Genomic DNA, 19,734 nt, shown 5'->3' with positions numbered 1-19,734 from the left:
AACAACTCGATCAGTTCGAGTCGCATCTCATCCGGCGCGCTTGCGGTTTACGAAGGCGAAGTATGCCGAAGGTAGATCGCCCAGTACACAATCGCCACAAGGACCACGCCGCCAATGATGTTGCCGATGGTCACCGGCAATAGATTCGAAAACCAGAATGCCCGCCAGGTCAACCGGTCGAGGTTCGGGATCGACTCGGCGACGGACGCGGTGAAGGCGGGGTCGAATATTTTTATCGCCAGCGCGTATGGAATGAAATACATATTGGCAATGCTATGCTCGAAACCAGCCGCCACGAACGCGGTGATCGGAAAGATAATCGCGGCGATCTTATCGAGCGTACTGCGGGCGCTAAAGGTCAACCAGACCGCCAGGCACACCAATCCGTTACAAAGAATGCCAAGCGCCACAGCCTGCAAAAAATCGAGGTCCGATTTGGCGGCGCCAATCCGCAACGCGGTAACGCCGACCGAGTTCCCACCGAAGGTATATTGTTTCGTAAAGAACATCAGGATCACGGTCCCAATGGCGCCGACAAAATTGCCCGCATAGACCACAACCCAATTCCGCAACACGGCGCGTGTGGCGACCTTCCCACTCGCCCACGCCATCACAATCAGGTTATTGCCGGTAAATAACTCCGCGCCCCCGACCACTACTAGAATCAAGCCGAGACAAAAGACTAAACCCGCCAATAGGCGGGTCACGCCAAACGGCATGGAGCCCGAATACGCCAAACCATCGCTTTGCGCGGTGAACGTCATGGATCCCGCGCTAACCGTTGTGGAAAAGATGGCGCCCAGAGAAATAAATGCGCCCGCCAGAACAGCCAGCATAAACATCTTTAATAACGGCATTTCAGCTTTCCGTACGCCCAGCGCTTCAGCCCGCGCCGCCATCTCCGGCGGAAGCAGCGCATCTATGTGGATTTCGCTCATGGCATCCTCCGTGATTGCTCTTGCTTCATCATAACAAACTTGCGCCGCCGGCTTGTCATCAAGCGACCGTGATTTTCTTCCCAACCTTCCCCCGCGAGCCTGTGAACTTCAAGCGGAATTTTTTTTCAACCGTTTGACTTCGTCGGAGGATAAATCGCGCCATTCCCCGGGCTTCAAATCGCCCAACGCGATGGGCCCAATTTGGGAACGGAACAACCGCAAGGTAAACAGACCGACCGCCGCCGTCATGTGTCGGATCTGGCGCTTCTTCCCTTCGCGGAGTTTGATTTCGATCCATGCCGTCGGTCCGTGCGGTGTCACCGGCTTGGGGCGGGGAGGCAGGCTGGGGGCCGGAATGAGGCGGGCTGTGCATGGCAGAGTCCGATAATCTTTAAGTTGCACGCCTCGCTCTAAGCGCAACAACCTCTCCGTCGATGGGTCGCCCTCCACCATCACCCAATAGGTTTTTTCTGCATGGTCGCGCGGGTCGGTCAATGTTTTGATGAGCGCGCCGTCGTCGGTTAAGAACAGTAAGCCTTCGCTGTCCCGATCCAGCCGCCCTGCCGCGTACACCTCTGGCACGGGAATAAATCGCTTAAGCGTCGGATGACCGGTTCCTTCATCGGTAAATTGCGAGAGAACGCCAAACGGTTTGTTGAAGAGAATGTATCGCATTTGTTCAATCGGGACTATAATATTTTAACGTCATACCCCAGAGGAGATGCTATGGGAAAGAAAATTATTAAACATTCGGGCGGCAGGCATAAAATTGGCGGAAAAGGAGGCAAAAAATCGTTCGAACTGGCATTGAACGCAAAAAACCTTGACGACTACATCGTGGAGGAACTGGATGGGGACGACATGAAAGTTCCCGCCGACAACCCGTTGAACATCAACTGGTTTGCGTGTTTCAATGTTAAGAATAAAAAAGATAATCAATACGCGTCGGTACGCTATTCGTTCGAATTAGACGTCGATGAAAAACAGCGCGTCTTTCTCGCGTATCCAAACAAGGAAGGCGTCATTACCGCCTACGAGATAACCGACAAAATCAAAAAAGGAAAATTAAAAGTCGATCTCAGCGAGGGAGATCCCGCCGTCGGCGGCGTCCCGTAGCGCATCACTTCTTTGCAACATGTTCCATGATCTCCCGCCGCCACGGCACATTATCAATGAAACGACGACGGGAGGATACAACAGAAATCCTGGAGGCTTGCGCGTTTAACAAGTCGCGAGCCACAGCAAGAATATCATCACAGCGGGGGTCGTGTTTGGTTTTTAATGCGTTGAAACAGGCAAGATAGATCCTCAACGGTTCTTCGGCGCCGTCGAGCGTTCCGCCATTCGACAAATACTCCATTACTTCATTTGCATACTGGATCGCCAGCCCCGGATCGTGATCGGCAAGGGCAACGCGGATCAATCCCGCCAGCGGCTCCTTCGCAAGGGATGGCTGGTTCTGTTCCGCGCGCATCTCCAACGCCCGGGCAAATGCGCTCCGCGCCTCCTCCAGTTTTCCGCCGCCGAGAAACGCATTTCCGAGATAATAGTAAGACCAAGCCTCGCCCGATCGATCGCCTTTTTCAAGCGACAGAGTCATTGCCTGCGCGGCGTATTGTTCAGACGCTTCAACATTTCCCTGCGCCTCATTGACCGCGCTTAAATTCAGCAGGGTATAAATTTCCTGATACGAATGATCCACCTCGCGGGCAATAGACAGAGCTCCTTCGAGTTCGGCGCGCGCAGTTTCATAATCGCCAAGCAACATATTCACCCAGCCGATATTTGCCTTCTCAACACCCTCGCCGAACCGGTCGCCAAGTTCCACAGCCAGTCGTTCAGCCTGTTTGTAATACTCCCGGGCGGCGATGTAATCCCGCAAAACATACGCCGCCGCGTTGGCGAGGTTGCCCAGCGCCCGCGATTCCAAGACACGATCTCCCACCTCGCGCGCAATGTCCACAGCCTGTTCCATGCGTTCCACTGCCCGGGCAGGCTGGTGCGATTCCAGCAAAATAAGCCCAAGGGCAGTGAGCGACCTGCCCTCCTCCACGCGATTCTTCAACGTCCGCGCCAAGTCCAATCCCTCGCTCTGGCGGGCAATGGCTTCTTTCACCCTGCCCAGCCTGAAAAACGCCTGAGATTGCACAAGGTAAATTCCCAACGCGATCTCGGGATCTTCCAGCCGCATCGACATTTCGATGACCCGCTCAGACGTTTGAAGCGTGTTTGGATAATCGCCGATCGTGAAATAATAGTGCGCGTATAACTTCCATGCGATTGCCAGCCGCCGATCATCGCGCAATTGAACGGCAAGTTTTTCCAGCAACTCAAGGTCTTTCGCCTGCAAGGAGCGGTTCCCAATACGACCATATAAACTGACCCGCTCATGCAACAAGTGATATTGAGTATCGTAATCGTCAAACGCGGCGAACGAGTATGCTCGCGTGAAATAGTCAATGGCTTGGTTATTTTGGTAGGCTTCGGCGGAGGCTTTCCCCGCCAGGGTGTAAAACTGAAGCGCCTTAGGCTTCAGTTCGCCCAACTCGGCATGATACGCCAATTCGGCATAATGGAATTGAACATCGGCGCCATAATTATTTTCGAGCGCGTTCACCGCCAGGCGGTGAAGTTCCTGCCGATGCGCGCGCATTTGCATGGTATACGCCGCGTCGCGCAATAATCCATGAGAGAAAATATACTTGTTTTCGCCCGCGAACTTCCAGACCGCGTGCTGTTCAGCCTCTTGCACGCTCTCTTTCACCATAGACGTATTGCCGCTCATCTCCGCCAGGACCGGCATTGAAAATACCCTGCCAAGAATCGCGGCGGTCTGCACGATCTCCTTCACGCTCATCTCCAATTGATCGAGTCTCGCCACCAGCATGGCGCGGATATCGCCCGGCAGGAACAGATCGCGGACGCGATTCGACAACGCCCATCCATCCCCTCGCGTTTCGAGCAAGCTCTCTTCCTGGAGGTAACGAACGATCTGTTCAATGAAAAACGGGTTGCCTTCCGAACGGTCCAGGACCAACGTAGTCAACCCTGCCGCGGATGGACCGCCTAATAGCACATCCAGTTGACGCGCCACCGCCTCTTCCGAAAGTCTCCCCAGTGTGATCGTTACGTCTGCCAGCCATTCATCGGCGGCGAAGGGGTTGCCTTGCACTCGCGAAGCGATCACCAATGCCACCGGGTATGGGGCTTTGCCGGTTTGCAGGGCGCGCTTCAGACGCGGCAGGAATTGAAGCGTGTCCTCGTCGATGTAATGGGCGTCTTCAAGCACAAGAACCAGCGGCTGGATCAGGCTTTCCGCCTCGATCAGATAAATGAGCGCCGCAAGCGTGCTATTGTAGCGACTCTTCGCATCGAGACTTTCGTACAACGACCCTTCCCAATACAGGTCTATCAACGCTCCCAACACAGACCGCAGGCGATCCAGTTCCAACGCCAAGTCCTGGTCCGGCGTCGTTTCGATCACCCTCCGCATTCGGGTTTCAAAATTTTCAATGCGCTTCTCAACGTCCTCCGTCGCGGCAACATCGAAATACCGAAGGAGCCAGTAACGGATCGGGTTGAACGATTGCCTCAGAATCTGGTCAGCCTGCAAAACGCCCCAGCGCATGTTCGGGTTCTCGCGCAGCGCCATCGTTCTGAATTCATGAAGAAGCCGACCTTTCCCGGTGCCGGGGTCGCCTAATAATAGCAATACCCCGGGATATTGCCATTTCCACAAGGGTTCGGCAAATTTCAAACAGCGGGACAATTCCTCGCCGCGCCCGACCATCTCACCCTGATAGATCGAGCCAGCCTCCACGCGACGGCTTTTGAGCACATGCACTTTTTGTTCGGAGGAGAACCCCTTGAATTTCTGCGCGCTCAGGAATTCGATCTCGAACCATGCTGAAACGCGCCGCGCAATGCGGTCATCCACCCAGGTCTGCCCCGCGTTCGCCGACATCATGAACCGGGCGGCTAGGTTTACGCCCCACCCATAGCAGGTGTAATCTTCGCTCATGCTACTGCCGAGGTAGCCGGCGTGAGCGATGTAATACGTGATCCCGGCGGTGATCGGGAATTTCACCCGCGACTTTAACTCAAGGATGAAATTCAGCACCCTGCCGATATCGTTTTCATACGCCACCGGCGCCCCCCATAGCATCAACATGTTGCATCCCTTGTCGCCAAAATCCAATCGATTTAACAGCCCGCCAAACTTTTGACGGAGTTCAAACACCACACGGAAGAATCCCTCGAGTTCCTCGCCTTCCAACTCCGGGAAGCGCATGAAGAGATTGACCACCTGGCGGAATTCTCCGCGCACATCTTGCGAGACGATCTCCTCCGGAAAGAATACCTTCGACGTTTCGAAATCGACCGGCGGAAAGTTCGTCGGGCTGGGTGATGGTTTCCCATGGCGAAACCCGCCGTAACGGTGGAAAGACCCGGCGGGCTGGGTGAGCGCCGAGTCGGATACCAAGTCAAACATGGCGCGCGTAAAGAGAATCTCGCCGGCGATGGCTTGCTGTTCCGCCTTGGCAGACTCATCCACCGCCGCGCCGCGAAAATAATAGGTGGCGCTTTGCTCATCGGCTGAACGTAATATTCCCCATGCCACATCGCCCACAGCCAGACCCACTTTGACTGAGAATTGAAAATTTCCATACGGGGTTTGCCGGACTGGGTTTTCGAAAAGATGCGCCTGCACTTCAGACGCGGCGGCAAGCGCGCGCAAGGCGACCTCCTTCGGCGGATCCTCCTCCAGAGGAAACAGCGCCATGATGCCATCGCCGGCAAAGCCGACCACTTTCCCGCCGTATTCGAAAATACTTTCCACAAGAGGGTCGAACACGCCATGCATCAACCCCGCCAGTACCTCTGCGCCATGCTGGCCATGTTGCATGAGCGTGTCGGTCATGGAAGAAAAGCCGGACAGATCAAGGAACAAGCCAACCGCCGAAAATTCCCCGGCGTATTTGCCTGCCCGATAATTATCAATAATGATCTGAGGGACAACGCGATGCATCTCAAATATTGTAGCATGTATAATGTCGTCATGCGAGAAGGTATCGTTCAGGTCAGGGTCTGCCGTTCTTGCGGGTTGCGGTATCCGCTCGCGGGCGGGTATGCGGTTGGGCTTCGGTGTCCTGCGTGTTTAGGCGAAACCCGCCTGGTGGCGAAAAGAAAAGCGAGCTTTGAAGCCCCTCTCCTACAGAAGAAACAAAACGCGGGCGAAATTTCTGTATTGCTCGACAATATCCGCTCGGCGGGCAACGTTGGGTCGATCATACGAAGCGCGGAGGGATTCGGCTTCTCGCATGCCTACCTGTGCGGTATTACGCCAACGCCTGATAACGATGCCGTCAAAAAAACCGCTCTGGGGGCCGACGAATCGGTTACATGGTCGTATCACAAAGACGCGGTGAAACTGACAAAAGGCTTGAAAACCAAAGGCTGGGACATTTTCTCTCTCGAGGAGGGAAAAAACGCCAGCGCCCTTGCCAATGCCCGGCGCGATCTTGACCCCGCCCGGCAAACGGTGTTGATCGTCGGCAACGAGGTGACCGGGGTGGATGCCTCCCTGCTTGAATTATGCAAACGCGTCTTCTACATTCCCATGCAAGGCGAAAAGAAATCGTTCAACGTGGCGGTGGCTTTCGGCATCGCGGCATACGCGCTTCGCGCAACCGGCTGACTTGCTCGTGTGTTATCATAACCATACCGCATACAAGAGGAGATCAATATGGCGATCAAATTATCATTACCCGTCAATGGACCTATCACCCAACTGTTCGGCGAGAACCCGGATATTTACAAGAAATGGGGCTTCCCCGGGCACAACGGCATCGACTACGGCATCCCTAACGGTACGCCCGTTATGGCGGCTACGGCGGGCACTGTCGCGCTGGTCGGGTTCGAAAATGGCGGCTACGGCAACTACGTCAAACTCAGCCACGCAGACGGCAGTAAAACGTATTTCACCTACTACGCCCATCTCGCCCACGCCTCGGTGGCGGCGGGGCAAAAGATAAAAGCCGGAGCCGTCATCGGCACAAGCAACAACACCGGCGCAAGCACAGGACCACATCTGCACTTCGGCTTGAAGATCGACGGCGAGAACCCTCCGTACAAGGGATACGTCGACCCGACGCCTTATTTCTCCAAAGATACAGGGAGCGAAGAATCGGCAGTGACCACAGACATTCCGGACGCGGTCAAAATTCCATCCAGCCTTTCGTTTGAAGTGCTCTCCGACCTGCTCAACGTCCGCAACGGACCCGGCGTCGAATTCAGCATCGTCGGTCAATTACAAAAAGGAGCCGTGGTCTCAGGCAAACGTTTGCAATCGAAAAGCGTGTGGATCGAATACGAAAAGGGGAAATGGGTCGCGCTGGCGTTCAACGGGATCGTGAATCTCAAAGTGAAATAACGGACGAATGCGCTTCCTTCCGACCCTCAGCCTGCTTTGCCTTTTCCCGATCGTTCTCGCCGCCTGCGCGCCCGCCGAACTTGGCGCGCCCGTGCGTGGAATCGGCTTTGCTTTCGAGCAGGGGAAAAACCGTGCCGATCTGGTTTTTGTGTGGAAGTAAATACAAAGACAGGAATTACGCAGTTGAGCCTGTTTCGTTGAAGTTGCGCTATGACGGCAGGCAGTGCAACTGCATAAGTCATAAAAGATGAAAAAATAACGCCCCGAATTTTCGGGGCGTTATTTTTTCGAATTATCGATCCGATCAAGCACTTGCTCGAGCAAGTGGGCGATCTCATCACGCTCGTCGCGGGCATCTTGTAGAGATTTCGCGATCGTATTCCGTTCGTCTTCCGATTGGGTGGTATTGAGCAAATGCTCCGAACGGGTGATCTGCGCCAGCTTGTGACTCATCTTGATTTCGAGTCTCTTGCGATAGCCTTCATAGAACTCATAGTCGCTCACGGTTGGGTGGGCGGGCTTGATCTTTTGCGCCAGAATATCGGAGATGGCCGGCAGGAACAACGCAATATCGACCGGCTTCTCGATGAATTGCGTCACACCAATGGCAAGCGCGAAATCCTTATCTTCAGGCGTGACGTACGTTGCGGAGAGGAAGACCACCGGCAGGTCGCGCGTGGCGGGGTCGATGCGCAGGCGATGGACGAGACTAAACCCATCCATCTTCGGCATCAAGATATCGGCGATCACCAGCAGCGGGCGTTCTTGCTTGATCGCCTCCAGCGCTTCCTCCCCATTGCGCGCCGTCACCACTCGATACCCTTTGAACTTGAGGGTAGTATCGAGCAGGTTGAGAATATCGGGGATGTCGTCTACTACGAGCAGGTAACCTTTTGTCTCCTCAGACATAGCGACAATTTTACCATTACGACTGAATTGAAAAATAGTACGATGGTTGCAAAAAATTCATCCTTCCACGAAAAGTAGACAATCCCCATCCCATTTGACGCGCGTGGACGGCGCTTTACGGCGGTGAGTTTGTTCCGCCACGTAATCGAGAATCTCGCGCCTGCGTCCTTTTGCCCATGGATACAGCGCATCCCACTCCGTTTCGGCTGGAAACCAGACCATGGCGACCGTATCGCCGCCTCCAAATTCCCAGTAGAACTCGCAGATATTCTTTTTCAGCCAGCCTTCCACATATTGGATTCTTCCGTGACGACCCGATGTGACGATCTTAATATCTTTCATCCTGACCTGCTTTTTTGCTAATCTCCGAATGGATAAAGTCTAGCGAAGAGCGCGAATGGCGCGAATAGGCGAATTTCACGAATTTTCCTGAGGTTATTTGCGCTCTTCGCTCGTTCGCGTAAGAATCATCTGACTTTGGGAAAGCCATCCGCATATTCTTCCTCTTGCTTGACGTTGATTGTTGCCTGTGGTACTATCGGCGGGCTTTGGTACCCGATGCGGGGTGGAGCAGTGGCAGCTCGTCGGGCTCATAACCCGAAGGTCGCAGGTTCAAGTCCTGCCCCCGCTACTTAACAGCACAATGCGATTTGCGTTGTGCTGTTTTCTTTTACCACTCACAGCCTGGCGTGGTGCTGATCGTTGCAGAAGTTCCCACACGTTTGTACATAGTGACCTTGGTAAACGGTTCTCCGAGAATCCCATCGTGGATCGCCCAGGAGCGAAGTCGGATGCTATTTGCCGCGCCGCGAGAACGAAACGGACTTGAATCATTCAGGCGTTCACGCAGAATGCCTCCTTCCGCGAATCCGTCGTGGATCTGGCTCATTAACTTTTTCCCCGACTGATAGCTGAACCCATACCGTTCAAAGATGACCGCGTTATGATAGTACAACGGCTCGATGTAATACATGTCATGCTTGAGATAGGTCATGAACTCTTCGAAAGCGCGAATCGCCGAACGCAGGGAACGCAAGCCGCGTCGGACTTGACCGGGGGCGAGCCCCGCGAACATGGCGGCTTGTTCGGCTTCCATATTTCGTTTTCGAATCCCAAAGCCGGTGGGGCTTCCATCGGGCATTTTGTCCACATCGAAGCGCGGCGAGGCGGGATCGTTCAAAATATAAAGCAGGATAAAGATCTGCCCGTTCATTGAATCGGCGAGATGAGCGTAGAGAATTGGGTCGGGGAAGTCTGCCTGGTGATACAGCATCATTTCTACATCGCTGGAACCTTCCGCAAAACGGAAGCGCAGAAGATCGCGGTTTTCCGCCACGTTTTCGAGATGAAACTTTTCGGTGAGTTCTGCTGGAATGTAGCGGGAATACATGTCCCGCTTCTCCGCTTCGGGGAGTTTGTTGATGCCGCCGATGGTGAAGGGTTGCACGTGGGTTAAGTTCTTTCCTCTTTCTCCTTTCGCTCCAACGATGGGACGAACGAAGAAAGATGAGATTTATCGTACGCGGGTTTGGCGTTCCGCGCTTCTCGCCTCGTCTCGCTTGGCAATGGTCGCTCGTTTATCGTATGCCTTTTTACCTTTGGCGAGCGCGATCTCGATCTTGGCGCGTCCGTTTTTGAGGTAGACGCGCGTCGGCACGACCGTCATGCCTTTGATGCGGACGTTATTCCACAGTTCGCGGATCTGCTTTTTGTGGAGGAGAAGTTTCCGCTTGCGTTTTGGCTCGTGGTTGTTGCGGTTGGCTTGCTCGTATGGCGCGATGTGCGCCTCGACCAGCCATGCCTGTTCGCCGTTTTCGATATCCACATAGGATTCTTGTATGCTCATTTGCCCCGCTCGTATCGATTTGATCTCGCTTCCTTGAAGGACGAGCCCCGCTTCGAACTTTTCAAGCAGAAAATATTCAAAACCGGCTTTGCGGTTGTTAGCTACGATTTTAACGTCATCGGTCATCATTGGATATTACCACAATCCCCGGCGTGACTTTTTCGATCGCGCAACGGTCATCCCCACTTCAAAATTAATATTCCTGCCAGAAAGCGCAACACAGCGATCAACAGCAGGGCGGCGGATAAACCCATAAGTTCGCCCAGCACAGGTCCCCCCAGCGAGCCGATCAGGATCGAGGCGTTGAGGATGATGTTGTACCACGCCAGGTGCGCCTGACGGTCGTCTGGAGGAATGTGGTCGAGCATATAGTTGGCATAGACACCGGAGACCATGGCGAAGTTCAACCCGCCGATCAGGGAGATTCCATAGTATTGCCAGACGTTCGTGGAACCCGCCAGTAACAGCGGATACAACGCCATGAGCGCGGCGCTCCAGCCGGTTAATACTTTGTTGCCAACACGATGCGCCATTCTTCGGAGTTGCGTGGACCCCAACAGGACGGTTAGGTAGAACAGCGCGGTGCCAATGCCGATGTTGTTATCGTTCAACCCCAGCACGCGGATATTGTAGAGCGGGAATAAAGGAGTGGGCAGATATTGCGATGCGTGAAACGCGAATAAGCCAATGAGCACGTTCCGAAACGGAGACCTCCAGATATCGAAACGCAAAGCGGAGAGGAAATTTCGGGCGGCGGAACTCGCCGGGGCGGGCGAAGCAGGTTGAATTGAGGGAGGCGGCGGGGTTTGTCCCTTATGCATCGGCGCGACAAAATAGAGATGATAACTGCTCATCGCCGCGCCAATCGCGCCAGCGGCAAAGACGATCTGATATCCAAGCGGGAATGAAACGGTGTCGAGCAGATATCCGCTTGCGACCGACGAGAGCATGTAGGCGAGAGCAAACATGATGTTGCGGATACCAGCCACATGGGCGCGATATTCGACCGGGACAACTTCGGCAAATAAGGCGTTGAAACCCACGCCGAGCGGAGTCAAGGGGATCGACATGAAAAATGTCAGTAGGATGAATGCGGCAATCTGACTTTCTTCAGACAATAGGATGGGAAGGACGATGAACGGGAAGAAGCCTATCCGGTATACGACGGAAGTCCAGAAGATGGCTTTGCTGGTATCCCGTTTTTCGAGCCATTTGCCTGCTGGAATGGCGAGGACAAGGTTTACCACCGCCGACATGGCGCTGATCAGACCGATTTCAAAACCTGTGCCGCCGATGCGCGTGATGTAGACACTGAGGAAGTTGACCGCCGAGCCGCTTAACAGCCCAAACCAGGCGATGTCGAAATAAAGATGTTTGAAATTCGAATGGTGATCAGAAGGAATATCGTGGAGACGAAAAATTTGGTTAAGCATGGATTTTCACAGATTATCACACGGATTTGGCAACAAGGTGTGCCGCGAGATTTTCAGTTTTTTGTTCTCTACCGTACATGAAAGATCTTTACCGCAAAGCGCGCTAAGGTCGCCAAGTTAAAAAGGTTTTCTTTGTGTTCTTTGCGGGTGTCGCATGACGCCATGGCGACACTTTAGCGCCAATGTACGGTAAAGAGGTTTTTTGCTGGACGATCTCTGCGGCAAAGAGTCTTTTCAGCGTTCGCGCGACGCAAAAGTCCGTTTTCGAGTACGATTGCCGCATGAATAACCTGAACACTCACTTTCAACTCGACCCTTCAGTCACATTCCTCAATCATGGTTCGTTCGGGGCAACCCCGAAGCCGGTCATGGACGATTACCAACGCTGGCAACACGAGATGGAAAAACAGCCCGTCGAATTTTTGGGGAGGCGGATCACTTCCTTGTTGGCAGACTCTCGCGCGCGGCTTGGAAAATATCTCGGCGCTCATGCCGATCATCTCGTGTATACCCAAAACGTGACGGTCTCCCTGAATATCATCGCCCGCTCGCTTGAATTGGGCGCGGGCGATGAAGTGCTGGCTACGAATCACGAATATGGCGCGGTCGATCGCATGTGGCGATTTCTTTCGAGGGAACGCGGCTTCAACTATATCAACCAGCCGACCTCCACGCCTATTGTGTCTGAAGAGAAATTCATCGAAGAGTTCTTTGCGGGCGCAACGCCGAACACCCGGGCGATCTGCGTGAGTCATATCACTTCGCCGACGGCGATCCTTCTGCCCATCCGCGAGATCATCCATCGCGCGCGCGAACGCGGTATTCTCACCATTGTGGATGGGGCTCACGCGCCGGGGCAGGTTCCGCTTCATCTCGATTCACTAGGCGCGGATTTTTATGGCGGCAACCTGCATAAATGGTTGTGCGCGCCAAAGGGCGCGGGTTTTTTATATGCTTCTCCCGTCGTTCAGCATTTGCTGAAACCTTTGGTTGTTTCGTGGGGCTATGAATCGGAGACCCCGAGCGGCTCTGAATTCATCGACCATCATGAGTGGTGGGGCACGCGCGATCACGCCGCGTTTTTAGCCGTCCCTGCGGCGATCGACTTTCAAGAAAAATATCACTGGGACGCTGTCCGCGACGCGTGCCACGACCTTGCGAAGGATGCCCAGCGGCGGATCTGCGAACTGACCGGGCTTGCCCCGCTTCACCCTCCGACGGGGAACTGGTTTCGCCAATTGTTCGCCGCGCCGCTCCCTTCACGGGTGAACACGGCTGAGTTGAAGAATCAGTTGTACGAGAAGTTCCGAATCGAGGTTCCCATCCTGGAGTGGAATGGGAACAAATTGATCCGCGTTTCCGTTCAAGGGTACAACACCGAAGAAGACTTGGACATTCTTCTTCGCGCGTTAGCGTCGCTTCTCGCATGAGGAAACAAAATATGAAATTCTGGATGGCGCCGATATGGCTGGCGGTGTTATTGCTTTCTGCCTGCCAACCTTCGCCGCAAGTGGCAGTGAACGAGCAGGGATATTATCCGTTAACCGCGCGCGTTGAGGTGAACGATGTGGATGCGGTGTTGAGCGCCGTCGAAACCGGGGTCGCGTCGAATGTGGCGGCATTGTTCAAGTATTCCACGATCCCGTGCGCTGCGACCAGCGCATTGGGCGGACCGCCGCAGTGCCGCGAGGGCGAAGCGGAAAATACCCCCGTGGAGGTATTGCCCGCGCTTTTTTCGGAGGGGAGTTATTTTCGAAAAGATGAAATTTCGAACTGGCAGGGCTTGGATGTGAAAAGCCTCTATGCCATCTTTGAGATTTCCGAGAGCGCCTATTCCGATGCCTATTACCCCGCCGGCGAGTATGGGATCGTGCTGATCCGCGCGGATGATTCCAGCGTGATCTTGCGCGTGGCAGGCGGAGGCATTGTTCGCGTCGATTATCCCGCGGGACCCTCGTTCGACATGCTGGACGCGATCATCGCCCGCGATGCTTCGGAAATGATTTTGCCGCCCCCGCCCCGCTGACCGTATGCTTTTCGTAGGGGCATTGTGGGTTGCGGGCTGATCGGATGAAAACGATACTGGTTATAATGCGAGGCATCCCGTGAAGAATAGACTGTAGCGGTAATAAGACAAAATCGGGTGTCCCATAATGAACGGGAAAGAGCCTCACCACGAAGGACACAAAGTCTTGCGCTGAGTTCGTCGAAGCGACACAAAGGCAAAAAAAGAGCCTAGATTCCTTGGGTTTTCCTTTGTGACCGTCGTGTCCTTAGTGTTTGAAAAAAAGGTTTCCCGTTAAAAACGGTAGAGCCACAAAATCTTAGTTGAATGCTGAAAAACGCGGAGAACGCAGATTTTCACTCTCTTTTCATCGGCGTGAATCAGCGTTCATCTGCGTTCTACAAGTTATTGCCAATAGGGTCAACGATAAAACCAATGAGAGGTTACATGATTTCTGCGCGAAAACGATTGATTTCCATTGTTGCGTTAGGTGGTATTTTGCTCGCATCCTGCGGCGGTACTGCCACAGAGCAAAGCGAAGAAGCGGATATAAACGCCATCCTAACCGCCGGGGTGGGGACGCTCGCCGCGTCGATCTTTGAAACGCAAACCGCTCTGGCGCCCATCTCGACGGATACGTCACTGCCGTCAACCTCCACATCGACGAATACTGCGTTGCCGTTGCCGTCGCCAGCCCCATCCTCCACACAGGGGCTTGTGTTTGTGCCGGCGCTTTCCAGCGGGTCGCCCACGCCGACAGGCACGCTATTCACGCCCACGCCAAATCCATCGTCTTTGGGGTCGGGGTGCAATAACCTGCTGTTGATCAGCGATGCGAGCATCCCTGCCGGCACGGTGTTGAAGCCGAGTGAGCCGTTCACAAAAACATGGAAGGTGCAAAACAACGGGACGTGCGATTGGGCGTTGCAGTTCAGGTTGGTGTTTGCCGGCGGCAATCAAATGGAGGGCAACCCCAGCGGGTTGGGCAAAGTGATTCCCCCGCAAAAGTGGACGCAACTTTCCGTCGCGTTGATCGCCCCGAAAAAGCCCGGCACATATACAGGCTCATGGCAACTCTCGACTCAAACGGGAACCGTGTTTGGATCGACGCTCACCGTCTCTATTGTGGTTGCCGCGCCGACCAATACGCCTCTCCCGCCGACGAATACGTCTCTCCCGCCAACGAATACACAACCACCCACTTCGACATTTACAGTGGCGCCGCCGACTGCCACATTCACAGACACCCCAGCGCCAACGGCAACTGCCACTACAGTCACGCCCCCATAATTAACGGGAATGTGCCTCGCCACAAAAGAGATTACTATCGGACATCCTCTGCCAAGATAAGCGTAAAAGAAAGCGCCCTACACGGATTACTTATAAAGACTGTGCCTTTGCGCTGTAGAACTTGAGAAACACCCATCACAAAAATTTCATCAACAGGGACGACCCATCGGGTCGTCCCTGTGTATAATGAGGACGAGATAATTATGGAAATTTCACTTGCGCTGGGCGGCGGCGGCTCGAAAGGAAACGCGCACATCGGTGTCCTACGCCGATTAGACCAGCACGGATTCAAAATTCGCGCCATTGCGGGGACGAGTTTCGGCGCGTTGGTCTCCGCCTTTTACGCGTTAGGCTACCCACCGGATGAGATCGAAGCGATTTTTTCCTCGTTCGATCAAAATAAAATATTCGGTCACGCGCCGGAGGATGAACCGTCGTTCATGGGCATCTCTGGCGGCGCGGAATGGCTGGAGATCCGGCTGGGAGGCAAAACCTTTGCCGACTTGAACATTCCCTGCGCTCTCACTGCTGTCGACTTGAACACGGGAAAAGAAGCCCTCCTCTCTGAAGGAAACTTGTTGGATGCCGTGCTTGCCTCTGCGGCAATCCCCGGTATTTTCCCGGCGCGCCGCATCGGCGATATGGAATTAGTGGATGGGGGAACGCTCGATCCAGTCCCTGTTGCGCCGGCCCGGGCGCTCGCGCCGAATTTGCCAGTGGTCGCGGTGGCGTTGAATACCCCAATGGGCGAGCCAGCCCAATCATGGGGTCTGCCGCGCCCAAAATATATCCCGCAGTCTATTACAGATCGTTTGAGCAAAACGCGATACGCGCAAGTCATCGATGTTGTGCTCCGCTCGGTGGACATCATGAACCGTGCCGTCAGCGAATATCGCCTTGAAGTGGATAAACCGGAGATTTTGATTCGCCCTGCTGTGTCGGATGTGGATACGCTGGAACAAGTAAGCATTAGCGAAATTGCGAAACGCGGCGAAAAGGCGTTCGACGATGTTCTGCCCGAGTTGATGAGCCTGTTCGCCTGGCACAAACGACTGGCGCGGACGTTGAACTCCTGGAGCCAACCGTGACGAAAAAAGGCATCGCGATTGCGTTGGGAGGCGGAGGCGTCAAGGGAGTTTCGCACATCGGCGTCTTGCGCGCGTTGACGCGAAATGGGTTTGACATTCAAGCCATTGGCGCGACAAGCATGGGGGCGTTGGTGGGCATGTTGTTTGGGTTGGGATATTCGCCCAACGAAATGGAGCAGGTCTTCCATCAACTCAAACGGACAGGATATTCGGGGCGAGACAAAAATAGCGAGCCGGCGTTTCTTGGGTTGCGCCGCTTCGAAAAATTTGCGCGCGAGTTTTTCGGCAAGAAAACCTTTCATGATCTGAAAACCCCGCTGATCGTCACCGCCGCCGAGATCAAACATGGGCGTGAGATCTTCATCCGCGAAGGTTTGCTGGTGGAAGCCCTGCTCGCCTCGGTGGCATTGCCCGGCATCTTCCCCGCCCGGCGCATGATGGATATGGACCTGGTGGACGGAGGCGCGCTAAACCCGGTGCCGGTCGAAGCGGCGCGTTCGCTGGTCGATGCGAAGACCCCGGTTGTGGCAGTGGTTTTAACCGCGCCGCTCGGTGTCCCTGCCACAATGGAACGCATCGTCCTGCCGCGCTTCATCCCGCGCTGGCTGGCTCAGCGGATCAAACGCCTCCGCTCCGTTCAAGCCATCGATATCTTTCTGCTCTCGCAAGACATGCTTAACCGCGCCATTACAAAACATAACCTCGACCGTTCAAAACCCGATCTCATCCTGCGACCAAACGTGGCGCATTTGCACACGCTCGATACCGGCTACGTGACCGAAATCGCGCTCGAAGGCGACTCGGCAGTACGCCATGCCTTGCCTGAATTGTTGAAATTATTTCCCGCCTCGGCGGAGGAAGAAATGCACCATGAGCCGCGACCTGCGTAAGTATGCAAAGCAAACCAACGTCCGTTTAGGCGTCGGCGCGTTCCTCCTGCTGGTGATCGTGGGCGTGGGCTTGATCTATCTCATCTACGGCGCGGGCGCGGCGCTCATGGCGCTCACCTGTCTGTTTGGCGCGCTCGTTCCCATCGCGCTCATCTTTTTATCTCTGTGGATTTTGGAGTGGATTCAAAAACGTGCAAACCCTGATTGATACCGAACTGATCAAATTTCAAGGCTGGATGATGCGCGTCCGCCAGGCGAAAAAACCGAAGCGCTTACTGCTGTTGATCCACGGATTCACCGGCGACGAAAACTCGATGTGGGTCTTCGCCCGCAGTCTTTCGTTCGATTACTGGATGATCGCTCCGCGCGCGCCTCTTTCCACCGGGACGTCTGGTTACACGTGGCGGCCCCTCCACAGCAAGGACTCTGTGCTCGACTCAGGACAGGATTTCGGCAAACCCAGCCTCGAGCAACTCCGCCCGTCTGCCGAGGCGTTGATGCGGCTGGTGGACGAGTATCAAGCCTCCACGTGGATCGACGCGGATTCCGATCACCGTCAAACGATCGACATGATGGGGTTCAGTCAAGGCGCGGTGATGTGCAATATCCTGTCGTTTTTGTACCCGCAGAGGATCCGCAAGGTGGGAATCCTCGCCGGCTTCATCCCCAGCGGGTTGGAAGCGTTGGTTCCGAATCGCCCATTGGAAGGAAAAGATTTTTTTGTGGCGCACGGCGTCAAAGACGAAACGGTGACCATCGACCGCGCCCGCCATTCGGTGGCGTTGCTCGAACAGGCCGGCGCGCGCGTGACCTATTGCGAAGATGAGGTGGGTCACAAGGTTAGCGCCAATTGCGTGGTGGCGCTTAAGAATTTCTTCAGAGAGTGAACGGTAAGAGTACGCCCGGCTTAATCATCTCTCATCTGCCCGTTGACGATGCCTTCCTTTGTGATTATCCTTGTTGAAAGAGTAAACAAAACAAATGACACAAAAAATTTCACGACGCGATTTTCTAAAATTGTCCGGCGCGGGCTTGGGCGCATTGGCGTTCATGCCGCGCATGGGCATCAACCTCGATAAACTTTTTGACGATCTTTTGAGACCCAAACGCCTGCCGCAATTTCCCGCCAGCGAGATCATCGGCAGGGTGGTGGACCCGGATATTGACTTGCGAAGCCGCCCGACGAACGACCCAAACCTGAACTCGTCCATCGCCAAACTCGGAGCCGATACGCTCGTGGAGTGGAACCGCGAGGTGATCGGGAGCGTGATCGGCGGGCTGAACAACCAACGCTATGTCGAAACGCCCAACGGATACATTTACTCATCGGTGCTTCAGCCGACCCGCAACTTCCCCAACACGCCTGTTACTCAAATGCCCGCCGGGCAAAATGGTTTTTGGGCGGAAGTAACCGTGCCGTATGTAGACCTTGCCCATGAAGGAGCAGTCGCTTCGCCGTGGTTGAACGACCATATCGCCTACAACTTCCCGCCGCGCTTGTATTATGGGCAAGTGGTGTGGATCGACCAGGTGCGCGCCAGCAACGGTTTTGCCGAATATCGCTGGAACGAAGACGCGAACGGCCATGGCTACGGCTACGGCGCGTACGGCGAGTTTTTCTGGGGAGACGGCGCGGCATTCAAAATTCTGACAGACGAGGATGTGGCGCCCATCAGCCCGGAGGTTGCGGCGGATCAGAAACGCATCGACGTGGATTTAGACCGGCAAACATTATCCTGCTACGAAGGCGCCACCGAGGTCTTCTATTGCCGAGTCTCTACCGGAATCGCCTACGACCCGGAGACCGGGCAGATCAGCGATAAACTGGCAACGCCGGTGGGCAACCTGCTCACGCACTGGAAGATCATCTCGTTGAACATGACCGCGGGAAGTTTTCAATCGGGCTACTCCACGCCGGCGGTTCCATGGTCGACCATGATCAGCGGCGACGGTATCGCCATCCACGGCGCGTTCTGGCATAACTCGTTCGGCGAAAAACGCTCGCATGGCTGTATCAACGTTACGCCGGAAGACGCCAAGTGGATCTTCCGCTGGACGACGCCATACGTTTCGCTCGCTCAAAGCGAACAACGCCTCTCGCTCCCCGATCACGGCACGATCGTCGTCACCACAAAACTGACGTTCTGAACCAACCAAGGAATTCAATGGAATTTACACAAATCTCAATGGGGCTGGCATTTCTCGCCGGGCTGGCGTCTTTCCTCTCGCCGTGCGTGTTTTCACTGGTGCCGGCGTATGTCGGCTATCTGGGCGGACGGGCGGCAGGCGGCGAAGCAACAGACAATAACCGCTTCATCACCTTCACGCACGGCTTGGCGTTCGTGCTCGGCTTCAGCCTCGTCTTTATCACCCTTGGCGTCGCCACCTCTGCCGCCGGGCGGTTGTTGTACGATCTGCGTTTCCTCCTCTCCAAAGTCGGCGGCGCCGTTGTCGTCATCTTCGGCTTGCACATGATCGGCGTCTTCCGCATCCCGTTTTTAGAATACGACACGCGCGTCCAACAATTGCCCGATCGAAAATTAGGCTATCTTTCCTCCGCGTTAATGGGCGTATTCTTTTCAGCGGGCTGGTCGCCGTGCGTTGGTCCCGTGCTCGGCGCGATCCTCACGCTTGTGCTGAACGGCGGTTCGGTTTCGCAGGGAGTTTCACTGTTAAGCGCTTACTCTGCCGGGCTGGGCATTCCATTTCTCATTGCCGCGCTTGGCGTCGGCTGGGTATCGCTCACATTGCGAAAATACGGCAAGGTGATGCGCTACGTGGAAATTGTCATGGGCGTCATTCTCATCATTGTTGGCGTGATGCTGTTTACAGGCATTTTTGAACGCATCGCCGCGGCAGGGCAATTCTTCTGGATCGATTTCGGTTTATAGAGATTCCATTC

General features: G+C 54.8%; 21 protein-coding genes and 1 tRNA gene. 14 read left to right on the top strand and 8 right to left on the bottom strand.

The features are described from left to right. Positions 1-47 precede the first annotated feature (47 nt). Complete coding sequence (locus tag IPM31_15205) at positions 48-938, bottom strand: formate/nitrite transporter family protein (GenBank protein ID MBK9008330.1); 891 nt, start codon at positions 936-938, stop codon at positions 48-50. 108 nt (positions 939-1,046) lie between these two features. Next, positions 1,047-1,613 (bottom strand): pseudouridine synthase, encoded by a 567-nt coding sequence (locus IPM31_15200; GenBank protein MBK9008329.1) that lies wholly within the window; start codon positions 1,611-1,613, stop codon positions 1,047-1,049. 51 nt (positions 1,614-1,664) lie between these two features. Here IPM31_15200 and IPM31_15195 point away from each other — a divergent pair, with 51 nt between their 5' ends. Beyond that, the gene (locus tag IPM31_15195; protein MBK9008328.1) at positions 1,665-2,054 is read left to right on the top strand and encodes a hypothetical protein; all 390 of its coding nucleotides are present in this window, start codon (positions 1,665-1,667) and stop codon (positions 2,052-2,054) included. A 4-nt stretch (positions 2,055-2,058) separates the two neighbouring features. Here the strand turns inward: IPM31_15195 and IPM31_15190 are convergent, their stop codons facing one another. Beyond that, positions 2,059-5,967, bottom strand: coding sequence for a tetratricopeptide repeat protein (locus IPM31_15190; GenBank protein MBK9008327.1), 3,909 nt, complete (start codon positions 5,965-5,967; stop codon positions 2,059-2,061). 30 nt (positions 5,968-5,997) lie between these two features. On the opposite strand from IPM31_15190, the gene IPM31_15185 reads away from it, so the two are divergent. The 3 genes from IPM31_15185 to IPM31_15175 are packed head-to-tail and all read left to right on the top strand — an operon-like array spanning position 5,998 to position 7,531. Next, on the top strand, positions 5,998-6,636 hold the full coding sequence (locus IPM31_15185) for a TrmH family RNA methyltransferase (GenBank protein MBK9008326.1): 639 nt from the start codon (positions 5,998-6,000) through the stop codon (positions 6,634-6,636). Positions 6,637-6,684: 48 nt separating this feature from the next. Further along, a complete protein-coding gene (locus IPM31_15180) occupies positions 6,685-7,371 on the top strand; it encodes a peptidoglycan DD-metalloendopeptidase family protein (GenBank protein ID MBK9008325.1) in 687 nt (228 codons plus the stop codon). 7 nt (positions 7,372-7,378) lie between these two features. After that, positions 7,379-7,531 (top strand): hypothetical protein, encoded by a 153-nt coding sequence (locus IPM31_15175; protein ID MBK9008324.1) that lies wholly within the window; start codon positions 7,379-7,381, stop codon positions 7,529-7,531. Between the two features lie 119 nt (positions 7,532-7,650). Here IPM31_15175 and IPM31_15170 read toward each other — a convergent pair whose 3' ends face one another. Together IPM31_15170 and IPM31_15165 are read right to left on the bottom strand one after the other, a co-directional pair. Then, a complete protein-coding gene (locus IPM31_15170) occupies positions 7,651-8,280 on the bottom strand; it encodes a response regulator (GenBank protein MBK9008323.1) in 630 nt (209 codons plus the stop codon). A gap of 57 nt (positions 8,281-8,337) precedes the next feature. Continuing rightward, entirely contained in the window at positions 8,338-8,622 is a 285-nt protein-coding gene (locus IPM31_15165; GenBank protein MBK9008322.1) for a hypothetical protein, read from the bottom strand. Positions 8,623-8,839: 217 nt separating this feature from the next. On the opposite strand from IPM31_15165, the gene IPM31_15160 reads away from it, so the two are divergent. After that, positions 8,840-8,911: transfer RNA gene (locus IPM31_15160), tRNA-Met, on the top strand. A 39-nt stretch (positions 8,912-8,950) separates the two neighbouring features. Here the strand turns inward: IPM31_15160 and IPM31_15155 are convergent. The 3 genes from IPM31_15155 to IPM31_15145 form a co-directional block, all read right to left on the bottom strand. Continuing rightward, positions 8,951-9,727: a hypothetical protein gene (locus IPM31_15155; protein ID MBK9008321.1), complete on the bottom strand. Its 777-nt coding sequence runs from the start codon at positions 9,725-9,727 to the stop codon at positions 8,951-8,953. A gap of 66 nt (positions 9,728-9,793) precedes the next feature. Beyond that, positions 9,794-10,252 (bottom strand): SsrA-binding protein SmpB, encoded by a 459-nt coding sequence (gene smpB / locus IPM31_15150; GenBank protein MBK9008320.1) that lies wholly within the window; start codon positions 10,250-10,252, stop codon positions 9,794-9,796. Between the two features lie 50 nt (positions 10,253-10,302). Next, a complete protein-coding gene (locus IPM31_15145; protein ID MBK9008319.1) occupies positions 10,303-11,559 on the bottom strand; it encodes an MFS transporter in 1,257 nt (418 codons plus the stop codon). 281 nt (positions 11,560-11,840) lie between these two features. On the opposite strand from IPM31_15145, the gene IPM31_15140 reads away from it, so the two are divergent. The 9 genes from IPM31_15140 (at position 11,841) to IPM31_15100 (ending at position 19,723) form a co-directional block, all read left to right on the top strand. Further along, positions 11,841-12,989 carry an aminotransferase class V-fold PLP-dependent enzyme gene (locus IPM31_15140; GenBank protein MBK9008318.1) on the top strand — a complete coding sequence of 383 codons (1,149 nt, stop codon included), beginning with the start codon at positions 11,841-11,843 and terminating at the stop codon, positions 12,987-12,989. Positions 12,990-13,000: 11 nt separating this feature from the next. Further along, complete coding sequence (locus IPM31_15135) at positions 13,001-13,585, top strand: hypothetical protein (GenBank protein MBK9008317.1); 585 nt, start codon at positions 13,001-13,003, stop codon at positions 13,583-13,585. A gap of 426 nt (positions 13,586-14,011) precedes the next feature. Next, a complete protein-coding gene (locus IPM31_15130; GenBank protein ID MBK9008316.1) occupies positions 14,012-14,854 on the top strand; it encodes a hypothetical protein in 843 nt (280 codons plus the stop codon). Between the two features lie 203 nt (positions 14,855-15,057). Further along, entirely contained in the window at positions 15,058-15,942 is an 885-nt protein-coding gene (locus IPM31_15125; GenBank protein MBK9008315.1) for a patatin-like phospholipase family protein, read from the top strand. Next, positions 15,939-16,832, top strand: coding sequence for a patatin-like phospholipase family protein (locus IPM31_15120; GenBank protein ID MBK9008314.1), 894 nt, complete (start codon positions 15,939-15,941; stop codon positions 16,830-16,832). The genes IPM31_15125 and IPM31_15120 overlap by 4 nt, the downstream gene beginning before the upstream one ends. Then, on the top strand, positions 16,813-17,040 hold the full coding sequence (locus tag IPM31_15115; protein ID MBK9008313.1) for a hypothetical protein: 228 nt from the start codon (positions 16,813-16,815) through the stop codon (positions 17,038-17,040). Before IPM31_15120 ends, IPM31_15115 begins: the two co-directional genes overlap by 20 nt. After that, positions 17,024-17,719 carry a hypothetical protein gene (locus tag IPM31_15110; protein ID MBK9008312.1) on the top strand — a complete coding sequence of 232 codons (696 nt, stop codon included), beginning with the start codon at positions 17,024-17,026 and terminating at the stop codon, positions 17,717-17,719. The genes IPM31_15115 and IPM31_15110 overlap by 17 nt, the downstream gene beginning before the upstream one ends. Before the next feature lie 94 nt (positions 17,720-17,813). Continuing rightward, positions 17,814-18,980, top strand: a complete 1,167-nt coding sequence (locus IPM31_15105) for a L,D-transpeptidase family protein (protein ID MBK9008311.1) — start codon at positions 17,814-17,816, stop codon at positions 18,978-18,980. 17 nt (positions 18,981-18,997) lie between these two features. Further along, a complete protein-coding gene (locus IPM31_15100; GenBank protein MBK9008310.1) occupies positions 18,998-19,723 on the top strand; it encodes a cytochrome c biogenesis protein CcdA in 726 nt (241 codons plus the stop codon). Positions 19,724-19,734: the final 11 nt, after the last annotated feature.

It is taken from the genome of Candidatus Defluviilinea gracilis (genome assembly GCA_016716235.1).
Classification (GTDB): Bacteria; Chloroflexota; Anaerolineae; order Anaerolineales; family Villigracilaceae; genus Defluviilinea; species Defluviilinea gracilis.
Note: the sequence above shows the minus strand (reverse complement) of the source record. Positions and strands in the feature narration are given on the sequence as shown.